Source organism: Streptomyces sp. PU-14G, assembly GCF_041028275.1.
Taxonomy (GTDB): domain Bacteria; phylum Actinomycetota; class Actinomycetes; order Streptomycetales; family Streptomycetaceae; genus Streptomyces.
In genome coordinates this window covers 1-21,865 of sequence record NZ_JASKYT010000080.1, presented here as the reverse complement: position 1 = coordinate 21,865, position 21,865 = coordinate 1, and the positions used below count along the sequence as shown (strand labels likewise).

The 21,865-nt window shown below is 69.6% G+C and carries 12 protein-coding genes, 1 pseudogene and 1 CRISPR repeat array; of the genes and pseudogenes, 8 read left to right on the top strand and 5 right to left on the bottom strand.

The window, feature by feature from the left end:
* Positions 1-71: 71 nt before the first annotated feature.
* The 3 genes from AB8Z75_RS12630 to AB8Z75_RS12620 form a co-directional block, all read right to left on the bottom strand.
* The gene (locus AB8Z75_RS12630) at positions 72-2,045 is read right to left on the bottom strand and encodes an ATP-binding cassette domain-containing protein (RefSeq protein WP_369201574.1); all 1,974 of its coding nucleotides are present in this window, start codon (positions 2,043-2,045) and stop codon (positions 72-74) included.
* Positions 2,046-2,377: 332 nt separating this feature from the next.
* The gene (locus AB8Z75_RS12625; RefSeq protein WP_369201572.1) at positions 2,378-2,692 is read right to left on the bottom strand and encodes a hypothetical protein; all 315 of its coding nucleotides are present in this window, start codon (positions 2,690-2,692) and stop codon (positions 2,378-2,380) included.
* A gap of 290 nt (positions 2,693-2,982) precedes the next feature.
* Positions 2,983-3,648 (bottom strand): 1,4-alpha-glucan branching protein, encoded by a 666-nt coding sequence (locus AB8Z75_RS12620; protein WP_369201571.1) that lies wholly within the window; start codon positions 3,646-3,648, stop codon positions 2,983-2,985.
* A gap of 1,326 nt (positions 3,649-4,974) precedes the next feature.
* Between AB8Z75_RS12620 and casA the strand changes: the two genes are divergently transcribed.
* From casA to cas2e, 7 genes and pseudogenes are all read left to right on the top strand, one after another.
* Positions 4,975-9,708 carry a type I-E CRISPR-associated protein Cse1/CasA gene (gene casA / locus AB8Z75_RS12615; protein WP_369201573.1) on the top strand — a complete coding sequence of 1,578 codons (4,734 nt, stop codon included), beginning with the start codon at positions 4,975-4,977 and terminating at the stop codon, positions 9,706-9,708.
* Entirely contained in the window at positions 9,705-10,505 is an 801-nt protein-coding gene (gene casB, locus AB8Z75_RS12610) for a type I-E CRISPR-associated protein Cse2/CasB (protein WP_369201570.1), read from the top strand. Before casA ends, casB begins: the two co-directional genes overlap by 4 nt.
* Before the next feature lie 83 nt (positions 10,506-10,588).
* The gene (gene cas7e / locus AB8Z75_RS12605; RefSeq protein ID WP_369201569.1) at positions 10,589-11,788 is read left to right on the top strand and encodes a type I-E CRISPR-associated protein Cas7/Cse4/CasC; all 1,200 of its coding nucleotides are present in this window, start codon (positions 10,589-10,591) and stop codon (positions 11,786-11,788) included.
* A complete protein-coding gene (gene cas5e / locus AB8Z75_RS12600) occupies positions 11,785-12,537 on the top strand; it encodes a type I-E CRISPR-associated protein Cas5/CasD (protein WP_369201568.1) in 753 nt (250 codons plus the stop codon). The genes cas7e and cas5e overlap by 4 nt, the downstream gene beginning before the upstream one ends.
* Complete coding sequence (gene cas6e, locus AB8Z75_RS12595; RefSeq protein WP_369201567.1) at positions 12,537-13,265, top strand: type I-E CRISPR-associated protein Cas6/Cse3/CasE; 729 nt, start codon at positions 12,537-12,539, stop codon at positions 13,263-13,265. The genes cas5e and cas6e overlap by 1 nt, the downstream gene beginning before the upstream one ends.
* A complete protein-coding gene (cas1e, locus tag AB8Z75_RS12590) occupies positions 13,262-14,218 on the top strand; it encodes a type I-E CRISPR-associated endonuclease Cas1e (protein WP_369201566.1) in 957 nt (318 codons plus the stop codon). The genes cas6e and cas1e overlap by 4 nt, the downstream gene beginning before the upstream one ends.
* Positions 14,215-14,576: pseudogene (gene cas2e, locus AB8Z75_RS12585) on the top strand (type I-E CRISPR-associated endoribonuclease Cas2e). Before cas1e ends, cas2e begins: the two are co-directional and overlap by 4 nt.
* A 100-nt stretch (positions 14,577-14,676) precedes the next feature.
* A CRISPR array of direct repeats spans positions 14,677-16,838; the repeat unit is 29 nt; unit sequence GTGGTCCCCGCGCATGCGGGGCTGTTCCC.
* A 1,752-nt stretch (positions 16,839-18,590) separates the two neighbouring features.
* Here the strand turns inward: cas2e and ychF are convergent.
* Positions 18,591-19,679, bottom strand: a complete 1,089-nt coding sequence (ychF, locus tag AB8Z75_RS12580) for a redox-regulated ATPase YchF (RefSeq protein WP_369201565.1) — start codon at positions 19,677-19,679, stop codon at positions 18,591-18,593.
* 229 nt (positions 19,680-19,908) lie between these two features.
* Between ychF and AB8Z75_RS12575 the strand changes: the two genes are divergently transcribed.
* Positions 19,909-20,667 carry a DUF6542 domain-containing protein gene (locus AB8Z75_RS12575; protein ID WP_369201564.1) on the top strand — a complete coding sequence of 253 codons (759 nt, stop codon included), beginning with the start codon at positions 19,909-19,911 and terminating at the stop codon, positions 20,665-20,667.
* 144 nt (positions 20,668-20,811) lie between these two features.
* Here the strand turns inward: AB8Z75_RS12575 and AB8Z75_RS12570 are convergent, their stop codons facing one another.
* Positions 20,812-21,849, bottom strand: a complete 1,038-nt coding sequence (locus AB8Z75_RS12570) for a 4-hydroxy-3-methylbut-2-enyl diphosphate reductase (protein ID WP_369201563.1) — start codon at positions 21,847-21,849, stop codon at positions 20,812-20,814.
* Positions 21,850-21,865 lie beyond the last annotated feature (16 nt).

Below are 21,865 nucleotides of genomic sequence, written 5' to 3'. Positions count from 1 at the left end.
GTACGACCGCGACGCCACTGTCCGCCAGCGTCCGGTGCGCAGGGGCGCAGGTGCACGCGGCCGAGCGCACGCTAGCGCTGAGCGGGGGTGCCGTCGCGGGGCGCGGGGGCGCCCTCCGCCGGGGGTGCGGTGAGCCCGTACTGTGCGGCCTGCGCGTCGAACATGCCCCGGTACAGCCCGCCATCCCGGCCCATGAGCTCCTCGTGCGTACCCCGTTCGGCGACGTGCCCGCGGTCCAGGACGTAGATCTGGTCGGCGGAGGCGGTGGCGGCGAGCCGGTGGGTGACCAGTACGACCGCGACGCCACTGTCCGCCAGCGTCCGCAGGCGGTCGAACGCCTCGATCTCGGCGTGCGGATCGAGCGCCGAGGTCGGCTCGTCGACCAGGAGGAAGGGCGCGCCCCGGTAGAGGCTCCGCGCCGTGCCCAGCTTCTGCCACTGCCCGCCCGAGAGCTGAACGCCCCGCTCGTATCCCTTGAAGACGATGGAGTCCCAGCCGTGCGGCAGGCCTTCGATCAGCTCGTCCACGTCGGCGGCGCGCGCCGCCTCCTCGAGGCGGGCCGCGTCCCGAGGGCGGTCCCCGGCGCCGACCGCGATGTTCGCCGCGGCCGTCATCTGCCAGTTGGGAAAGTCCTGCGTCAGCATCCCGACGGACCGGAAGACGTCGGCGCGGACGGCTTCCCGCACCTCCACCCGCTCTCCTCCCCGGCCCACCCACCACACGTCACCGCTGTCGGACAGCAGCAGCCCGCCCAGGATCTTGGCCAGCGTGGACTTGCCGGAGCCGTTCGCCCCCACGAGCGCCGTCACCTCACCCCGCCGCACCGACACGTCCACGCGGTGCAGCGCGGGCACCGTGGCCCCAGGGTAGGTGAAGGAGACATCCCGCACCTGCACCTCCCGTACCGGCGCGGGCAGCGGCCTGCCCGTACGGGGGATGGCGTGTCCGGACGCCAGCCGGACGGCCTCCTCGGTGTCGCTGAGCCGGAGCATCTCCTCGTACATGCGGTTGACCTGCTGCACCAGCGACGTGAGCCGCGCGGTGGAGGTGCGGATGGCGACGACAGCGGTACCGCCCACCGCCATCGGCAGACCACCGCTGGTCAGCAGCCACCACAGCACGCCGTAGCAGCCCAGCGACGCCAGGCCGGAAAACGCGCCGGCCACCAGGTCGGTCCGCGCCTGGGCGCGGGCCAGGCGCCGCTGCTCGGTCTCCATCAGGCCGGACATCTCCTCGTACCCGCGCAGCAGCAGCGAGCCCGCCGAGTGCGCCCGGATCTCCCCGGCGGCGTGCGGCATCGTCAGATGCTGGAGCAGCGTGGCCACCGCCCGGCGGTGGTCCACCCAGTGCCGCCGAGAGACGTACTCGCGGCGCGCCGAGCGCACCGCCCCCCACGCCTTGGGCAGCGCGATGGCCAGCAGCATCGGCAGCAGCGCCCAGTGCAGCGAGACCAGCACGACGGCGGCGGCCACCATGCCGATCACCACGTTGGCGACCCCGACCGACAGGCTGAGCATGCGCCGCGCCGAGTCCGTTCCGAACTTGCCCGCCTCCAGGTGCCGTTGCACCTCGGGCTTCTCCGTCGCCGCGACCTCCACCTCGGTGACCGCCCGGTAGTACCGGAGGGAGACAGCCCGCTCCACCTGGGGCTCCAGCCGACCGGACATCGCCGTCGACCAGGCCGCCAGCAGCGCCATACCCACGGAGACGACGGCCAGCAGCGCCAGCGCCGGAAGCGACTGCCGGAGCTTGTCGCCCGTCGGCCCGTCCGCGAACAGACTGCCGAGCACGCCGTTGACGGCCACCAGTCCGAACGCGGTCGTCAGGCCCTGCCCGAACTGCGCCACCACCACACCGGCCAACGCGCGCGGATCGGTTTCCCAGCCGGCCCGCAGAACCACGCCCACCATGCGCGGCAGCGCGGCGGCCATGTCCACGAAGCGCAGGCGCGCCACCGCCCCCTCGTGCTCGACGAACGCGTCGTCCCAGCGCAGACGACCGCCGAACAGCTCCCGCTCGGCGGCCGATATCCCGTCCCCGGCCACCGGCGCCGAGCGCCGGCGCCACCGCCTCTCCCGGCTGCCCGCCCCGTCGACCGAGGCGGCGGCCGACTCGGAACCGCCCCCGGGCCGCTTCACCTCGACCTCCCGTGCTGCCGGAGCGCCGCGCGGAGACACGCGGCGCTGTCCCGCTGGATGCGTGGACGTACGGCAAGGCCGGTCGCGTCGGCGCGACGTGGGGTCACGGTGCCTCCAGCGGTCACGGAGCCTCCAGTTCGGGAACGGCGGGGAGCCATGGGGGTGCGTCGAGCCCGGGATACCCCGAGCGGAGCGGACAGCCTCCCACGGGTGGGGGCAGGGGCGGCGCCGGTCTTTTGTCAGCCCCCGGTGTCCGCCGAGGGAGGCGAAGGCGGGGGCGTACGACCGGCGGCCCCGATGAACTGGACGTCGAGCTCGTCGGCGATCTGCTCCAGGGTGCCGGCGAGGGCATGAACGGTCGTCGGTTCGAGGCGCACGGAGTCATCGCTTTCCCTGGCCCGGACGGGAGCGCCGTGGCGTGTGCTGTGCGCCCACGACCGCGCGATGGAGCGCAGGAGGGCCGTGACGTCCTGGGCGGGTACGCTCAGCCGCCCGTCCGGGGTGACGTCGACCCGTGGTGCCGCCAGCGGCATGTCGTCGTCGTCCGTGCTCATCCACAGGCTCCAGGTTTCCGACTTTCACGGGCTTCACGGGTCTCGCGGCTTTTGCGGGTCCCGCGACTTCCGCGGGTCTCGCGTCTTTCGGCTTTCGCGGCTTTCGCCCACAGCGGGTTGACGGGGCCGTTCGGGGTTCTCAGCGGCTGGTGACGTCAGATGTCGTGGACCGAACCGGGTTCCGCGTGCCCGACAGACGTCAGCGGTTCCCCACAGGCGTGCCGATCAACCGGCGCGCGCGGGCCGCCGCGGCGGTGCCACCGGCGTCCTCGGGCGCGGGGCGGATGCCTTCACTCCCTGGAGTCCACCAACGCACACCACAGCCCTCGCTGCGGCCCGCCGTCGAGGTCCGACCAGGAGACGGTGACGTGACCGAGGGAATCCCGCGTCTCCGGCACGTCGTCAGGCCGGGGCACGCGCAGGAAGCGCAGCCGCCGGAGACCGTCCACGGGCAGGGACAGGTCGACGTCGCTCGAACGTGACCCGTGACGCACCTGGCTGAGCCCCGCGTCCTCCGCCAGGGCCTCGGTTGCCTCGCGCACGCCCACCGTCCGATCGGCGGTGTCGCTCTCGTTCTGTGCCTGCGGCTCGGCCCGCCCTGTCACCAGCGCGTACGTCTGTGCCACCGCGACGGGATCGTGAGTGGCGTCGTAGACCCAGCGTTTGCCCAGGACACCGTGGTCCGACGTCCCTATGAGCCCGTCGTCCGCGCCGGCCAGTGGTGCGGCCCGATACGTCACCGGCACCTGGTAGGTGACCGGCCCGCCGCCGGCCTTGTCGGTGACCGCCATGAACTCGATGCCCACCTCGCCGGCAGGGTCGTCCAGCCGGAAGCCGCCCGCGTTGACGAGGGCGGCCCTCTCCGCGCCGGAGACATACCACGGCTGGGCCGGAAGCCAGGCCCCGAGCAGCTCCAGCTTGGTAGGACGCATAGTGGTGAGGTAGATGATCGACACAGCGGGTCCTCTCCCTCGGCTCGTGCACCACATCCTTGCAGCCGGGGGCGCCGGACAGGAGCGAACGGTGGTCTCCGGGTCCTTACTGCTCGGGCAGGCAGTTCCTACACGACCGCGACGCCGAGGGAGCGCGGATACCACCATGCGCTGCCGGACCATACATTGGTTCACGACTGAACACCTCCCGTCGGCGCAGGAACCACCGCGCCCGTCGGCTTGCCACCCGCACGGTCCGCGGCAACAGGCCACTGCACCGACCTGCGGACCTTGGTGGCCGCCATGACCCAAGGTGTTCCCAAAGACGCCTGGCCGAACATGCCTACGGAAACACTGCGGCATCGGGTCTGCCACCATGCGCCGATAACGAGAAGCCACGGCACCAAGAATTGGCATAGCCGCGCTAACGGAGCACGTCTGGAAGTATGGTTCTCGCGCGAGCGGGGGTGCCCAGAACGCGCCGGCCTCGGCCGTACCTCGTGGTCCCCAGCGCATGCGGGGATGTCCCCTGGGGAGGCGCGATTCAAAGTTGATCCCCGCGGATGCGGGGCTGGCCCCCTGAAGAGAGTGTTAGTGGCCTCCGCGGATCATGTGGTCCCGCCTCTGCGCGGGCAGCCCCGGGCCTCTTGCTCTGGGCGGGCACACGTACGCGACGATGCCCGTAAATGCGGGCCCCGCCGGTAGTCGGCTGTCCGGGCAGCGGCGACCTGTCCACGTGAGCGTACGTTAGCCTCCCGTGGGGCCTGTCAGCTCAGGAGCGACCCTCGGGAGCAATCTTTCTCTTGCACCCGCAACTGGGGAGTCGCATTCAACCTCCCTTTCCCAACGAGCTGACACGCGCCGGAAGTCAGGCTGCTAGTCTCCCCGGCAGCCCTCCCTCGCAGGCGGGGCCGTGCCAACGCGCACGGGCCCGCCGCTCCTCGTTGCCGCGAGAAGGGGCGGGCCCGGCATGTCCCAGAGCACTGTGCAAATGCTGAAGGAGGAACCAATGTTAGAGCCCTACCTTGGCTGCCCGTCTGCCCACCCCCCTGACACCACGTCGTGTGCTTGTGCGTACGGCTTGATCACCGCGACGATCGCCGCCGCTCCAGCCACGCCCTCGCCGTACGCGCCAGGGCTGTGGGGCCTCGTCGTAGTGGTGATCGTGTTGGTTGCGACGGTCCGGCTGGCGGTGGCCAAGCGTCGAGCTTGATGGAGAGCACAGGCTGTCCGGCCCGGAAGGGGCCGGGCAGCCTGTTTCGTGTCGCGCCCCTTACACCAGGTGCGAGGTGTGGTGGTGGTTTTCGCTGTATCCGTCCTGCGAGGTATTTCGGCATGTTTGATGCATCCATGACCGTGACGGCTGCGGCGCGTTCTGCGGCGTTTCAGGAGTTGCCCCCGGCAGCGCGAGTGGCCTGGGCCAAGCACGATCGCACGACGGAGGGTTGGCTTCCGCTGTGGCGGCATATGGCCGACAGCATGGCGATCGCCGGAGAGCTGTGGGAGCGATGGCTTCCCGGTTCGGTCAGGGACGTAGTGGCTGAGGCATTGCCTGGCGGGGGCGGTGACGCTCTTCGACTGGTGCGGTTCCTAGGCGGTGTCCATGACGCCGGGAAGGCCACTCCCGCCTTTGCCTGCCAGGTTGAACCTCTTGCTGTGGGCATGAGGGATGTCGGGTTGGACATGTTGACCGCCAGGGAATATGGGTCGGACCGGCGGCTGGCTCCGCACGGGCTGGCTGGGCAATTGCTGCTTCAGGAGTGGCTGGGAGAGCGGTTCGGGCTCGCTGGACGGGTGTCCGGGCAGTTCGCGGTCGTGGTGGGCGGGCATCACGGAGTGCCTCCGGAACACCAGCACATTCACGATCTCCAGCTTCGCCCTCACCTGCTCCGGCACCCCGGTGCATCTGAAGGAGTATGGCGTGACGTGCAGTTCGCATTGATGAACGCATGCGCACAGGCGGCAGGGGTAACGGAGCGGTTCGCGGAGTGGAGGGGGGTGCGGCTGCCGCAGACGGCGCAGGTGCTGCTGTCCTCGGTAGTGATCGTTGCGGACTGGATCGCCAGTGCTCCCGAGCTGTTCCCGTACGACCCGGAGTCATGGCAGCCTGCCGGAGCGGTAGGTGAGCAGCGCCGATTGCGGGCTGCCTGGGCGGGGCTGGACCTGCCGGGACCGTGGACGCCAAAGGTGCCGCAAGGACGGGTATCGGAGCTGTTCACGGCGCGCTTTCCCCAGCTGCGGGGCTGTGAGCTGCGTCCGGTGCAGGCCGAGGCCGTACGCGTGGCGCGCTCCATGCCGGAGCCCGGCCTGGTGGTGATCGAAGCACCCATGGGCGAGGGCAAGACTGAGGGGGCCCTTGCTGCGGCGGAGGTCCTTGCTGCGCGCTCGGGGGCGGGCGGGGTCCTGGTGGCGTTGCCGACGCGTGCCACCAGCGATGCGATGTTCGACCGCTTGGCGAAGTGGCTGGAGCACTTGCCGCATGATGAGGGCGAGCCGTTGTCGGTCGTGCTCGCTCACGCCAAGGCGGCGCTGAACGGGACGTGGGCCGGCATGTTGAGGCGGGGGCGGCGGGCTGTTGCCGCGGTTGATCCGGACGGCGCGAACGGGCATGTGGAGGTGGGCGCGCGTCCTGCGGGGCTGCATGCGCATCAGTGGTTGCGGGGGCGGAAGAAGCAGCTTCTGGCGTCGTTCGCGGTGGGCACAATCGATCAGGTGCTGTTCGCCGGACTGAAGAGCCGGCATCTGGCGCTTCGGCATCTGGCGGTGGCAGGGAAGGTCGTTGTCATCGACGAGGTTCATGCCTACGACGCGTACATGAGCAGGTATCTGGACCGGGTGCTGGAGTGGCTGGCGGCATACAGGGTGCCGGTTGTCCTGCTGTCCGCGACGCTTCCCTCCGCGCGTCGGCGGGCTCTGGCTGCCGCGTACGCCGGGGAGTCGGGTGCTGCGGAGATCGAGTCGGAGGCGGATGCCTACCCCCTGGTCAGTGCGGTATCGCCAGGCTGCCGGGCCGTAAGTGTCCGTCCTGGTGCGGCTTCGGGGCGCCGGGCGGAGGTGGTGGCGGAGCGCTGCAACGACGACGCGTCCGTCCTGGCCGAGCGGCTGGCCGAGGAACTGGCCGATGGTGGCTGCGCGCTGGTCGTCCGGAACACGGTGGCTCGGGTGCTGGAGGCGGCGCAGGTGCTGCGCGAGAGGTTCGGTGAGGAGGCGGTGACGGTCGCGCACTCCCGTTTCCTGGCCGCCGACCGGTCTGTGAAGGACGCGGAGCTGGTCCGACGGTTCGGGCCGGGAGGTGACCAACGCCCCGCCAGGCACGTGGTGGTAGCCAGCCAGGTGGCCGAACAGTCACTCGATATCGACTTCGATGTGATGGTCACCGACCTGGCGCCGGTCGATCTGATGTTGCAACGGATGGGACGCCTGCACCGGCATGTGCGGCCACGGCCGGCTCGGCTGAGCAGGCCGCGGTGCCTGATCACGGGAGTGGACTGGCAGGCCACGCCGCCTCGCCCCGTCGAAGGATCGCGGGGTGTCTACGGGGGCGACTACACGCTGCTGGCTTCACTCGCCGTGCTCGGCCCCCACTTGGACGGCTCCCCCTTGAATATGCCCGACGGGATCAGCCCGCTGGTGCAGCAGGCATACGACGCTGCTCCGGCGGTGCCGCGGGAGTGGGCAAAAGCGATGGACCAGGCCCTGGCGCAGCACCAGAAGTTGCTAGCCGCGAAGAAGGAGAAGGCGGACAGCTACCTCCTGGGACCGGTGCGGCGCCCCGGAAGGCCGGTGTACGGGTGGCTGGAGGCCCAGGCCGGGGACACCGACGACACCAGTGCGGGCCGCGCGCAGGTGCGCGATGCCGAGGAGTCCTTGGAGGTCTTGGTCATCCAGCGGCGGGCGGACGGGAGCCTGACCACGGTCCCGTGGCTGGCTGACGATGAGGAAGGGCCGCTCGGTGCTCTCGTTCTGCCCACGGACTTTCCGCCGAGCCGCCGTGCGGCAGAAGCGGTGGCGGCCAGTTCCCTCACGCTGCCCGCGCTCTTCAGTAAACCGTGGTCGATCGACCGCACCATCGCCGAACTGGAGGGGCTGCTGGTCCCCGCCTGGCAGGTGAAGGAATGCCCATGGTTGGCAGGGGAGTTGCTGCTCGTTCTGGACGAAAATTGTCAGACCCGTCTGTCAGGCTTCCTCCTGGAGTACAGCCGCTCCGACGGGCTGCGGGTCGTAGAGCCGTCACGGGCCGATGATGGCCCGTTGCCGGAAGGCGGGCGGACCACTGCGGCCGAGCGCGGGGTTGCCGGAGAGGACGGTCGGAATGAGCAAGCGGGCGCTGAGGACGTCGGAGAGCGGTTCGGCTCCTCCCGGTCGGTTACGGAGAGCGGTGCGGTGAGCGAGGAACGGCCTGTGGACTCCGGGCCTCCCTCTTTCAACCTGGCCTCCGCACCGTGGATGCCGGTGCAGCACAAGGACGGCACGGTGCAGGAGGTCTCTCTGTCAGAGCTGTTCAGGGAGGCCGGGCAGCTTCGACGGATGGTGGGGGACCTGCCGACGCAGGAGATAGCAGTGCTCCGACTGCTCCTGGCCATCGTGTACGACGCGTTGGCGGACGCACATGGTGCAACGTTTCCCGAGGCGTTGGAGGACTGGGAGGAGCTCTGGCTCTCCGACGACCCGTTTGCCGAGGTCCCTGCCTACCTCGACCGGCACCGTGACCGCTTCGACCTGTTCCATCCCGAGCAGCCCTTCTACCAGGTGGCCGGGCTGCGCACGGCCAGGGACGACCTGGCTCCGCTCAGCCGCATCGTCACCGATGTGCCCGTCGGCTCGGTGTTCTTCAGCATGCGCAGGCCCGGCGTCGACAGGCTCTCCTACGCGGAGGCGGCCCGCTGGCTGGTGCACGCGCACGCATTCGACACCTCAGGCATCAAGTCCGCCCTGGTCGGCGACGAGGAACGGTCGAAGGCAGGAAAGGTCTATCCACTGGGGGTGGGCTCGTTGGGGAATCTGGGCGGCGTCTTCGCCGAAGGCGACACCCTGCGCGAGACGCTGCTGCTGAACTTGCTGGTGCCCAATGAGCTGGACCTCGCCCAGGGCGGAGCCGAGGACGACCGTCCCGCATGGCGACGTGCCCCGACCGGAGCCGCGCCCCGTGATACCCAACGGGCAGCCGGATTACGTGATTTGTACACCTGGCAGTCCAGGAGGCTCCGGCTGCACGCGGAGAACGGAGCGGTGACAGGCGTCGTCCTCGGATATGGGGACCAACTCGCCGTCGCCTCTCCCTGGAAGCTGGAGCCGATGACAGCCTGGCGCCGCAGCCCTGCTCTGGAAAAGCAGCAGCAGCGCGAGCCGGTGTACGCACCGCGGCGTCACGACCCCGGCAGGACGGCCTGGCGCGGCCTGGCCTCTCTTCTTCCCGCGCGCCAGAGCACGAGCGACGTCGGGAAGAAGGGGGAGGCCCCCCGGGCCCTGCGCTCGGGCATCAGTCGCTGGTTCACCCAAGTGATCACCGAAGGGGAGGTCGATCCGGGCAAACTCGTCCGGCTGCGTCTCGTCGGTGCCGTCTACGGCACACAGCAATCGGTGGTGGACGAGGTCGTGGACGACTCCGTGGTCCTCCCGGTGATCACCTTGCACGAGAAGAACCCGGTGTACGGCGCCGCGGCCTTGGACGCCGTTCAGTGGGCCGAGGACGCCGTCGAGGCGTTGGGGCATCTTGCCGGGAACCTAGCGAGGGCTGCCGGAAGGGATCCGGCACCGGCCACCGGCACAGCGAGGGACGCGGGGTTCGGCGCGCTGGACGGTCCTTACCGAGCGTGGCTGACGGACCTGCTGTCCTTCCCCGGCTTGGAGGCGGCGCGACGGGCCTGGAAGTCCACCGTGCGCCGGCGCATGACCCACCTTGGCCGCCAGCTCCTCGCCTCCGCCGGACCGACCTCGGACGAGGGGCGGATGGTCGAACTCCCCGGCCTGGGCCCCCGGTGGATGGACGCCGGCCGCGCCCACATGTGGTTCGCGGGACGCCTGAACAAGGTCCTCGGCCCGGCCACCGACATGCCCCAGGACCCCAGGGAGAGCGCCTCATGACCACCAGCGCGAACCAAAACTTCTCCACACCAGGCACGGACGCCACCGACCGCAGCGTCGCACTGGTGCAAAGCGCCACCCGCCGTACGGTCGGCCGTCTCCAGGGCGGCTACCGCCAGGACGTCGCCTCCGCAGTGGCCGCAGTGGCGCGGTTGCGCCGCGAAGCAGGCCGCGACCCACACGTCTCCCCCACCGCGTGGGGGCTCGACGACCTGGAGGACCTCTCGTTTCTCAGAGACGCGGAGCAGGAGACGGAACAAGAGCGCCGAGGCGACGAGGCTGCACCGCAGCACTTCTCGGCCCGCGCCAGGCAATGGGTGGAAGAGCGACAGGCGCAAGAGGATCGGGCCGTGCACCTGGCGGTGACCCTCTGGGCACTGCACCAGCAGTCCATCCGCGACACCCCGATGCACCAGAGCAACTGGCCGCTGGGACGCGCGGTCCGGCGGCTCGCCCACGGCATGACCGGGACCCAGGATCAGCTTGAGGCTGCCGACACCGGCAAGGGCGGTTCCAGAGACGAGCGGCACCCCGTCGAAGAAGCCAGCGAGACCATCCGCAAGCGTTTCGTGCGGATCGGCACATCGACGGACTTCGACACCCTCAGCGGGCGTCTGCGCCAGATGGTGCTTCTGCTGCGGGCCGCGCGCATCCCCTTGGACTACGGATACCTCGCGGGCCAGCTCCTGCTTTGGCAGAGCGAACCTCTCCAGGACGGCGTACGGCGTGCATGGGGGCGCGAATTCCACCTCGTGTACGCGAGGCGGTCCTCGGCCGAGGACACCAAGGCCGAGTGACGCCCCGCCACAACCCGCACAGCCAACCACTCACGCGCACTTCGACGGCCCACGAGCAGGACTCGAGCAGAAATGGATCTACGGTGACCCGAACCATCCTCGACATCCACATTCTCCAGACCGTCCCGCCGAGCAACCTCAACCGCGACGACACAGGCACCCCCAAGTCGGCTTATTTCGGCGGGGTGCGAAGGGCGCGCGTCTCAAGCCAGGCGTGGAAGCGCGCCACGCGCCGGGCGTTCGAGGACCTCCTGCCCCCGGCGGACCTGGGTGTGCGGACCAAGAAGGTGGCAGCCGCGCTTGCCGAACGGATCGTCGCCCGGAACCCGCACCTGCAACCGGTGTCCGTGCAGCTCGCCACCGACGTACTCAAGGCCGCGACCGGCTCGACCATCGACGTGCCGAAGCGCAAGTCGAAGACCGTCGAAGGGGAGGGGGGAATCCAGGCCCCTGAATCCTCGTACCTGATGTTCTTGAGTGCACGGCAGTTGGACGCCCTCGCCGAGCTGGCCGTCACCGGAAGCGGCGAGGAGGGAGACCCCAAGGAACTCAAGATGTTCCTGAAGGAGAACAAGGCCCACGCCCGGCAGGCCGTCGACACTCGGCACTCGGTCGACATCGGCCTCTTCGGCCGTATGGTCGCCGATTCCGCCGACCTCAACGTGGACGCGGCCACACAGGTGGCCCATGCCCTCAGCGTGCACAAGTCGGACATCGAGTCCGACTACTACACGGCGGTGGACGATCTCAGCTTGGAAGACGAGACCGGTGCGGGAATGATCGGAACCATCGACTTCAACTCAGCCACGCTCTACCGCTACGCCGCCGTGGACGTCGATCAGCTGCGACGCAACCTCGGAGACGGGCTGCGCGAGAACGAGCCGCCGACCACCCCGGTGGAGAAGGCAGTGGGAGCCTTTCTGGAAGCCTTTGTCACCTCCCTGCCGACCGGAAAGATCAACACCTTCGGCAACCACACGCTCCCCTCGGCGGTGATCGTCAAGCTGCGCAACCGCTGGCCCGTCAGCTTCGTGGGTGCCTTCGAAGAACCGGTCCCCAAGACCTCAACGGGTGGATACGTGCGGGAGAGCTGCCGGAAGCTCGCCGCTTTTGTGCCCGACCTGGAGCGGCAGTACGGCATCGCCGACCAGGAACAGAGCTGGGTTTTCCGCGTGGGCGAGGAGACGAGCGCCCTTGGCGAACTCGGCACGGAGGTGTCACTGACGGAGCTCGTGCGCGAGGTGTCCGAGGCGGTGGGCCAGCGGCTGGAGACCAGCGTATGACCGCGCTGCTGCTCCGGCTGGCGGGTCCCATGCAGTCCTGGGGTGCATCCGCCCGCTTCGCCCGCCGCACCACGGAGAACGCCCCCACCAAGAGCGGCGTGCTCGGCCTGCTCTCCGCCGCGCTGGGCCGGTCCCGTGCCGCGGACCTGTCCGACCTGGCCGCGCTGCGGTTCGGCGTGCGGATCGACCAGCCCGGCTCCCGCATGCGGGACTTCCACACCGCTCACCACGCCGACTCCGGCAAAGCCATGCCGCTCTCGGAGCGGTATTACCTCACCGACGCGGTATTCGTCGCCGGCGTCGAGGGCGACGCCGCGCTGCTCCACCGTCTGCATCGCGCCCTCCTGGCGCCGTACTACCTTCCCTACCTCGGCCGCCGATCCTGCCCGCCCTCCCGGCCGGTCGAGATGGGGCCGCCCGTCGACACTTCCCTGGAAGAAGCGCTGCGCGGCGCCCCCTGGCAGGCATCCGGCTGGTACGTCCGGCAGCTGGAGCGCACTGCCCGAGCCAGCGGCAGCTCATCCGGCACGGAAGCGCTGGATCTCCTGCTGGACTGCCCGCCCGGAGAGACTCCCCACCTGTCCCTGCGCGATACGCCGGCCAGCTTCGACCCCCGCCACAGGCGGTACGAACTGCGCGGACTGATCACCGACCGGACCACCGCCGCGTCCCACGACCCGACCACCGGCCTGCGCCCCGTGGGCCCTTCTGACGAGGGCACCACGGAGAGCCTCCCGAGGACCATCTGATGTACCTGACGCGCTTCCGCATCAACACCGCCCGCACCGAGGCCCGGAGGCTGCTGGGCTCACCGCACTTCATGCACGGCGCGGTGAACATGGCCTTCCCCGACGCGCCACCCCGGGACGAACACGGACCACGCGTGCTGTGGCGCCTCGACCACACCCCCTCCGGCCGACCCGACCTGTTCATCGTCAGCCCCAGCAGGCCGGACCTGACCCACCTCGTCGAGCAGATGGGTTGGCCCACCCTCGAAGAGCCGGGATGGTCCACCTTCGCCTATGAGGAATTCCTCGCCACCCTCAAACAAGGAGACACCTGGGGCTTCCGCCTCACCGCCAACCCCGTCCACCACATCCGCAAACCGGGCAGCGCCAAGGACGCCCCCACCAAGAGGACCGCCCACCTGACCCCCAAACACCAGCTCCAGTGGCTCCTCCAACGGCAGCAGAGCGCCGGGTTCGAAATAACGCGTACGCCCGATGCACGCCGCCTGTTGCCCGGACACGGTGACGACCCCGGCGACAAGTACGAGGTGATCGTGCACAACCAGGTGCCGTACCAGTTCCGCAAACGCAACACGCGCTCACGAAGCGAAGTCCGCTTCGTGAGCGTCACCTTCGACGGCCGGCTGCGGATCACCGACCTCGACGTGTTCCGCCGCACCCTCACCCGCGGCCTGGGCAAGGCCAAAGCCTACGGTTGCGGCCTGATGACCCTGGCCCCCCTGCGGTGAGCGGCACCGTCAGCCGCCGGGCCACCTCCACCCCTCACCAGCTGTACCGGGTCAAAGACCGGCTCTCCTTCATCTACCTGGAGCGGTGCACCGTCCACCGCGACGACAACGCGATCACCGCCACGGACACCGACGGCGTCACCCACATCCCCGCAGCGACCATCGGAACACTGCTGCTCGGACCTGGCACCCGCGTTACCCACCAGGCCATGTCCGTCCTCGGCGAATGCGGCGCCGGAGTGGCCTGGGTCGGCGAGCACGGCGTGCGCTTCTACGCCGGCGGCCGACCACTGACCCGCTCCTCCGCCCTGGCCGAAGCACACGCGACCGCCTGGGCCAACCGCCGGAGACGACTGGAAGTCGCCCGAGACATGTACCGTCTGCGCTTCCCGGACGAGGACCCGGCCGGGCACACCCGCGATGAGCTGCTACGCATGGAAGGCCGCCGCCTCAAGGAGTGCTACCGCCGTGAATCCACCCGAACCGGCGTTCCCTGGCGGCGCCGCGAGTACCACCACGGGGACTTCTCCGCAGGCGACGCGCCCAACCAGGCCGTGACCGCTGCCGCGCAATGCATGTACGGCATCGCGCACGCAGTCGTCACCGCCCTCGGCTGCTCCCCTGCACTGGGCTTCGTCCACTCAGGCCACGAACGCTCCTTCGTGCTGGACATCGCCGATCTCTACAAGACCGACATCGCCATCCCGGCGGCGTTCGACGCAGCAGCGTACGGCCCCGACGACGTGGCCACACGGACGCGACGGGCTCTACGCGACCGCATCAACGAGACCGCGCTGTTGGACCGCTGTGTGCGCGACATCAAGCAACTCCTGCGCTGCGGCGAGGCCCACGCCGACGACACCGCAGAAGGCCAGGACAGCGTCACCTTGCAGACCGACGGGGACCTTCACGTGGCGAGCGGGCGGAACTACGGGGAAGACCCGATCTGGTGACCGTCATCATCCTGGCCAACTGCCCAGCCGGACTCCGAGGCTTCCTGACCCGCTGGCTACTGGAACTCTCCCCCGGCGTCTTCCTGGGCTCCCCCTCAGCACGCGTACGAGAGATCCTGTGGGCCGAGGTATGCCAATACTCCGGCCAAGGCCGCGCCCTGCTCGCCTACCAGACCAACAACGAGCAGGGCTTCACCTTCAAGACTCGTGATCACGGCTGGCACCCCATCGACCACGAGGGCCTAACACTCCTACGCCGCCCAAACCCCACCCACTCCCCTGCAACGCCCCTACCTCCAAGCCCCCCAAACAGGGCTGGAGCAAGGCCGCCAAACGCCGCCGCTTCGGAAACAACTAGTGAAGTCGTGCGTCCTATGCAACATAAGCCCATTACGTCGGAATTTGCGGTAGTGGGTAAAACCCGGCGCTCTCCGGTGTGAAGCCCCTGGTCGCGGCCTGTGGTCCCCGCGCATGCGGGGCTGTTCCCGTGCGGTGCCCTGACTTGAGCTATCGGGTCAGGTGGTCCCCGCGCATGCGGGGCTGTTCCCGTCAAGCGTCTGACCTGCAAGGCCGATCCTCAGTGGTCCCCGCGCATGCGGGGCTGTTCCCCGACACGAGCTCGGTCGGGCCGGTCGTGTCGTGTGGTCCCCGCGCATGCGGGGCTGTTCCCGCCATGCGCTCCTTCTTCTCCGCCAGCGGGCTGTGGTCCCCGCGCATGCGGGGCTGTTCCCGGCCACGGGACTTGAACCAATCGCACGCCGTGGTGGTCCCCGCGCATGCGGGGCTGTTCCCCACGCCGCCCGCATATACGCCGTCACTGTTGCGTGGTCCCCGCGCATGCGGGGCTGTTCCCAGGTTCACGATCCGGTACGCAGGGGTTCCCTGGTGGTCCCCGCGCATGCGGGGCTGTTCCCCACACGTGGTCGCCGTTGTCGAGCGTGGGGGCGTGGTCCCCGCGCATGCGGGGCTGTTCCCTAGCCACCGTGATACTCCGCAGATTCCCCGGGGTGGTCCCCGCGCATGCGGGGCTGTTCCCGACGCGAGCGGTATGCGGCAGCATTCCAGCGGGTGGTCCCCGCGCATGCGGGGCTGTTCCCCCACCAGAGACAGCAGCACCCCGCAAGGAGAGGTGGTCCCCGCGCATGCGGGGCTGTTCCCTGGTGAATCACCCACGGGTCCTGGATGCTGGGGTGGTCCCCGCGCATGCGGGGCTGTTCCCACGAGGTCCTCGACCTGGAGGTAGATGACGTCGTGGTCCCCGCGCATGCGGGGCTGTTCCCGGGACGACCTATACAAGGACGTACGGAAGTCAGTGGTCCCCGCGCATGCGGGGCTGTTCCCGGATGCGGTGATTTCGGCTGCTGCCGCCTCACGTGGTCCCCGCGCATGCGGGGCTGTTCCCGGCGCCGCCCCGCCCGTCGACGAGCTCACGGTGTGGTCCCCGCGCATGCGGGGCTGTTCCCGCGTCGAAAACGTCGTCCCACGTGTCGAAGTCGTGGTCCCCGCGCATGCGGGGCTGTTCCCGTGGCAAGCATGGTCTCTCCTTGCGGGGTGCTGGTGGTCCCCGCGCATGCGGGGCTGTTCCCGCGGGCCGGATGCCCTTGCTCCACACGGTGGCGTGGTCCCCGCGCATGCGGGGCTGTTCCCAGGGTGAAGCCGAACGTCTCCGTCACGGTCCCGTGGTCCCCGCGCATGCGGGGCTGTTCCCCTTGTCGAGCGCTTCCTTGGCTTCCGGACCGCGTGGTCCCCGCGCATGCGGGGCTGTTCCCGCAGTAGCGTTACCTACGAAAGGCACAACATGGTGGTCCCCGCGCATGCGGGGCTGTTCCCTCCTCTTGCCGCAGGATCGCCCCGCAGTGGAGTGGTCCCCGCGCATGCGGGGCTGTTCCCTGATCCGCACGTCCTTCGAGGCCGGCGTCGACGTGGTCCCCGCGCATGCGGGGCTGTTCCCGGCACCACCGAGGTTGTCACACAGCGGGTTGCGTGGTCCCCGCGCATGCGGGGCTGTTCCCGCTCCCATGCGCCACCGACAACGGCCGCGCGAGTGGTCCCCGCGCATGCGGGGCTGTTCCCTCCGAGTCGCCGCCGATGGTGACCGCTTCACGGTGGTCCCCGCGCATGCGGGGCTGTTCCCGCATCAACCCCGGCAAGACCCTGTAGCCCACGTGGTCCCCGCGCATGCGGGGCTGTTCCCGGCGGGGGTCGGTCATCGTGTCGGCTCCTCGGGTGGTCCCCGCGCATGCGGGGCTGTTCCCTGCTCCGTGCTCCTCCAGCCACGCGAGAGTTGGTGGTCCCCGCGCATGCGGGGCTGTTCCCAGGCCCAGTTCCATGCCGCCCTTGAGGTCGAGGTGGTCCCCGCGCATGCGGGGCTGTTCCCGCCGTCGGCCGGGGTCGTACGGGCGGTGACCGGTGGTCCCCGGCATGCGGGGCTGTTCCCTTCACCGCTTGGTCCCCGACGCCGACGTCGCCGTGGTCCCCGCGCATGCGGGGCTGTTCCCCCGGCGGCCTGCACTTCACCGGCGCCGCGGGGGTGGTCCCCGCGCCTGCGGGGCTGTTCCCGCGTGTTGAACAGCTTTGACACCGTGTGCATCGTGGTCCCCGCGCAGGCGGGGCGAAGGCTGCCCAGCAGTACGGAGGGCTCGGCGATACCGCCCGCCGTCGTCTGTACGCGATTGAAGCCCGGGCACGATTGAAGCCCGGGCACACGGACATCTGCGCAACGACGTCCAGGCTCAACGGGCTGGCCTGCTTGAGCGGCTGACAGCAGCTCGAATCCAGCTGACGCGTCCCACGCTTCGCAACGCGCCAGCAGCACTCTCCTTGGCCGAAGAGATCGAGGAATTCAGCGCTCTTTCCCCAGCGCGCAAGCTCAGCGCCGCGAGCCACCTGGCGATCCGGGGGCTGACGAGCTATCGGCCGAGCGCGGCCAAAATCGCTTCTCCCTTTTCCGGGGCGGTGCCGTGTTCGGGCCAGCGGGGATGTTCCACTGGCATCCCTCCGTCACGCAGCCATGCCCAGGTATCCGCGACTGTATCCGCCAACGGTCGGCAGCTCAGTCCTGCTTCCTGTGCCCGCCGGGAATCGACCTTCCATACTCCCGCGTGGGTGCGCCACAACGGCAGTTCGGTCCACTGCTTCACCTCATGGTCCAGGAGAAGCTTGTCCGGTGCCCACACGAGCTGCGCGCTTGAGCCAGTCGCCAGTACACAAGCCGCGAGGAAACCGCGCATGGTCTCCTGGCCGACCGGCGCCACACAGTTACACGCACCACCCCGACCCGTGGCAGCTTGATCCACTGCGAAAGCAGCAACGTCTCGCACGTCGATCGGCTGAATTGTCTTCTCCGGTGCCCCTGGCGCCAACATCCGTCCTCCCTGAGCGGCACGGCGAAGCCACCATGGAAGCCGACCGACATATTCACTAGGCCCAGGGATGACCCCCGGCCGCAGAATGACTGTCCGCTCCTCGCCGAACGCAGCGGCAGCCGCTCGCTCCGACCCTGCCTTCTGCCGCCCGCAGTACCAGTCCGGGCCGTCCCAGCCCTCTGGCATCCGCCCGTACTCGGCATCAGCGTCCGGTGGCCCGTCCAGCAGCTCCGAGTCCTCCGTCAACGGTTCATCCGGCCACCCGCGGTAGGCGTTTACAGTGGAGACATACACGTACCGCTCGGCTACCGGCTGCAGCGCGCGGGCCCCGGCGAGTACGTCGCGCGGCGCCATCTCGGAGGCGGATGTGTCTACCACAGCGTCCCACGGGCCTTGCTCGGCGAGATGCGCCAGATCGGCCTCTACGCGACGGTCACCGCACACTGTCCTGACGCCTTCGGGAGAGGAACCAGACCGACCGCGGTTGAATACCAGTGGACAAGCGGCCAGCGTTGATTATGGCTTCTCTTAGAACCGCGCGAGTGCGTTGCCGTAACAGTCGCCGCACATGTCGCTGAGAGAAGTCGGCGGCCCGTCGGCAGTACACGTAGATGGCTTCGAGTAAGTGGACACCGGCCAGACACAGCAGTGCGCCGCCCTCCGGAGCGGACGGGCTCGAGCAGGCGTCGGCACTTGTCGTGGTCGCAGCCGAGGGTTTCGACCTACGGCCCTAACCTCGCGGCACAACCGGCGCTCTGGAGCGCGTACGCACGTTCAGCTGAGCTGATAGGTCTCCTCAATCACGACGAGCGCTTTTGTGCTGCACGGGTTCCGCCGTTTCCCATCTGTGGTGTGCTCTGCCGGGGGTTCGAACCTGCGGCGACAACGAGGTCTTCGCCTGCAGCACGGATCCAGCACCGGAACGGAAACGGGGCCGACCCGAAATCGGGCCGACCCCAGCCGACCTGCACGTTTGCCAGGTCAGCGACCAACTGATACGTCAGGCATTACACATTGAAGCGGAACTCCACCACGTCCCCGTCCTGCATCACGTAGTCCTTGCCCTCCATGCGGGCCTTGCCGGCGGCGCGGACGTCGGTGACGGAGCCGGTGGCGATGAGGTCGTCGTAGGAGATGACCTCGGCCTTGATGAAGCCGCGCTGGAAGTCGGTGTGGATGACACCGGCGGCCTCGGGGGCGGTGGCGCCCTTCTTGATGGTCCAGGCGCGGGCTTCCTTCGGGCCGGCCGTCAGGTAGGTCTGGAGGCCGAGGGTGCGGAAGCCGACGTGGGCGAGGGTGGCGAGGCCGGGCTCCTCCTGGCCGACGGTCTGGAGGAGTTCGAGGGCTTCCTCCTCGTCGAGCTCGGCGAGGTCCGCCTCCAGCTTGGCGTTGAGGAAGACGGCCTCGGCGGGGGCCACCAGAGCGCGCTGCTCGTCCTTGAAGGACTCGTCCGTCAGCTCGTCCTCATCGACGTTGAAGACGTAGATGAACGGCTTGGTCGTCAGCAGGTGCAGCTCGTGCAGCGGCTCGGCGCGCTCGGTGCCCTGGGCGATGCCGGCGGAGAAGAGGGTGCGGCCCTCCTCCAGGATGTCCTTCGCCTCCTGGACGGCCTTGACCTGCGGCTGCTTGTCCTTCTTGACCCGGGATTCCTTCTCCAGGCGGGGCAGGACCTTCTCGATGGTCTGGAGGTCGGCGAGGATCAGCTCGGTGTTGATGGTCTCGATGTCGTTCTTGGGCGAGATCTTGCCGTCGACGTGGACGACGTTCTCGTCCTTGAAGGCCCGGATGACCTGGCAGATGGCGTCGGACTCACGGATGTTGGCCAGGAACTTGTTGCCCAGGCCCTCGCCCTCGCTGGCGCCGCGCACGATGCCCGCGATGTCGACGAAGTCGACGGTGGCGGGCAGGACCTTCTGCGACTGGAAGAGCTCGGCCAGCTTGCCGAGGCGGGGGTCGGGGACGCCCACGACGCCGACGTTCGGCTCGATGGTGGCGAACGGGTAGTTGGCCGCCAGCACCTCGTTCTTGGTCAGGGCGTTGAACAGGGTCGACTTGCCGACATTCGGCAGGCCGACGATTCCGATCGTGAGCGACACGTGGCGACTACTTCCCGTGGCCCCTCGCGGGGTTCTCCATAGTGGGGTCTGTTGGCGGACAGGCGGCCCTCGAAGGCCGACCACCCAGTCTACGGAAGGCCCCGGATCGCCCTCCCCCGGCCGCTGTTCCTCCGCCCGGCGGATCGCGGGGCGTGCCGGTCCGGTGGCGGTGGCGGATATCGCGTGTCCATGACCGCCGGGCCGGGCACGTACGACCTACCGTGGCCCGGTGGAGCAACGCAGCGCGCACCCGACCCAGCACGACCCGTATGAGCTGTACGGGGACCCCGAGCCGTACGAGCCGCCCCGCCGGTACGGCGACGAGCCGCGTCAGGGCCACACGCCGACCGACGACGCCGCCGGCATGGGCGGCGGCGAGGTCCCAGCCGGAAGCGTCCGCATCCGGCGCAGGCCGCGCCTGCCCCGTCCGGCCGCGCCCTCGTCCTCTCCCCCGCCCGCGCCTCCGCCCCCGTCCGGGCGCGGAGGGGTGCAGGGGCACCGGCCGTCCGCCCACCGTCCTGCGTCTTCCGGGGAGGGGGCGCCCGCCGGGGCGCCGCGCGCGGCGCGTGGCAGGCTGCCCGCGCCCCGGCTGACGGGGCTGGGCGTCGGAGTGTTCGCCACGCTGCTGATGGCGGCCTTCGGCGCGCTCGCCGGGATGCTGCCGAGCGGGGTGCCCGTGGCCTACGGCAGCGTGTACGTGCTCGTCTGCGTCGCCGCGGCGCTGTGGGTGCGGCCCGCCGAGCTGTTCGCGGCACCGGTCGCGGTGCCGCTCGCCTACACGGTCGGGCTGTTCTCGGTGGGCGGGTCGGGGAAAGGCGTCGCCGGGTTGCTCCAGGACGTCTTCACCGGGCTCGCGCTGCACGCCGTCTGGCTGTACGCGGGGACGCTGCTCGCCGGGCTGATCGTCCTCGTACGGAGGACGAAGCTGGCCCTGGAGCGCCGCAGGAGGCGGCGCTCCAGGGAAGAGGCGCGGCCGGCGACGCGATAGCCGTTCAGCGGCGCGACCGCGGCACGATGACCCACGCCATGGCTGCGGCGATCCCGGTGGCGGCCGTAACCGCGGTGACCGCGGTGACCCACGCCATAACCGCCGTGGTCGGCGTAACCGCCGTGGCCGCTGTAACCGCGGTGCTCAGGCCCGCAGCCTCTCGGACGCCTCGGAGCGCAGGTCGCGCCGCAGCTCCTTGGGGAGCGAGAACTGCATGTGCTCGTCGACCGGCTTGACGATCTCCACCTCGTCCCAGCCGCGCTGCGCCAGCCACTCCAGCACGCCGTCGACCAGCACCTCCGGCACGGAGGCGCCGGAGGACAGGCCGATGGTCTCCACGCCCTCCAGCCAGGCCTCGTCGATCTCCTCGGCGTTGTCGACGAGGTGGCCGTCCCTGGCACCGTGCGTCAGCGCCGTCTCGACCAGGCGGACGGAGTTGGAGGAGTTCCTGGAGCCGACGACCAGCACCAGGTCGGCCTCGGCCGCGACCTGCTTGATGGCGGTCTGGCGGTTCTGCGTGGCGTAGCAGATGTCGTCGCTGGGCGGCGAGAGCAGGTTGGGGTAGCGGCCCTGGAGGGCGTCGACCGTCTCCATCGTCTCGTCCACCGACAGGGTGGTCTGGGAGAGCCACACGACCTTCTCCGGGTCGCGGACCTCGACGTTCTTCACGTCCTCCGGGCCGTCGACGAGCGTGATGTGGTCGGGGGCCTCACCGCTGGTGCCGATGACCTCTTCGTGCCCCTCGTGGCCGATCAGGAGGATGTCGTAGTCCTCCTTGGCGTAGCGCACGGCCTCCTTGTGCACCTTGGTGACCAGCGGACAGGTCGCGTCGATGGTGGCCAGCTTGCCGCGCGCGGCCTCCTCGTGGACGGTCGGGGCCACGCCGTGCGCGGAGAAGATGACGATCTCACCCTCGGGGACCTCCTCCGTCTCCTCGACGAAGATCGCGCCCTTCTTCTCCAGCGTCTGGACGACGTACTTGTTGTGCACGATCTCGTGCCGCACGTAGATCGGAGCGCCGTACTGCTCCAGTGCCTTCTCCACGGCGATCACCGCGCGGTCGACGCCGGCGCAGTAGCCGCGGGGGGCGGCGAGCAGGACGCGGCGGCGACCCCCAGCGGCGGGTTCGGCTGTCGTGGCTTCCGATGTGTCGGCGGGCCGGCGGTCGGGCGTTCCAGTCATGGCTCCATCGTAAGGG

Bases quoted from the DNA above. Each gene is read 5' to 3' on its own strand.
- AB8Z75_RS12625 (WP_369201572.1), bottom strand. From the start codon at position 2,692: ATGAGCACGGACGACGACGACATGCCGCTGGCGGCACCACGGGTCGAC.
- casA (WP_369201573.1), top strand. From the start codon at position 4,975: ATGACCGTGACGGCTGCGGCGCGTTCTGCGGCGTTTCAGGAGTTGCCC.
- casB (WP_369201570.1), top strand. From the start codon at position 9,705: ATGACCACCAGCGCGAACCAAAACTTCTCCACACCAGGCACGGACGCC.
- cas5e (WP_369201568.1), top strand. From the start codon at position 11,785: ATGACCGCGCTGCTGCTCCGGCTGGCGGGTCCCATGCAGTCCTGGGGT.
- cas6e (WP_369201567.1), top strand. From the start codon at position 12,537: ATGTACCTGACGCGCTTCCGCATCAACACCGCCCGCACCGAGGCCCGG.
- AB8Z75_RS12570 (WP_369201563.1), bottom strand. From the start codon at position 21,849: ATGACTGGAACGCCCGACCGCCGGCCCGCCGACACATCGGAAGCCACG.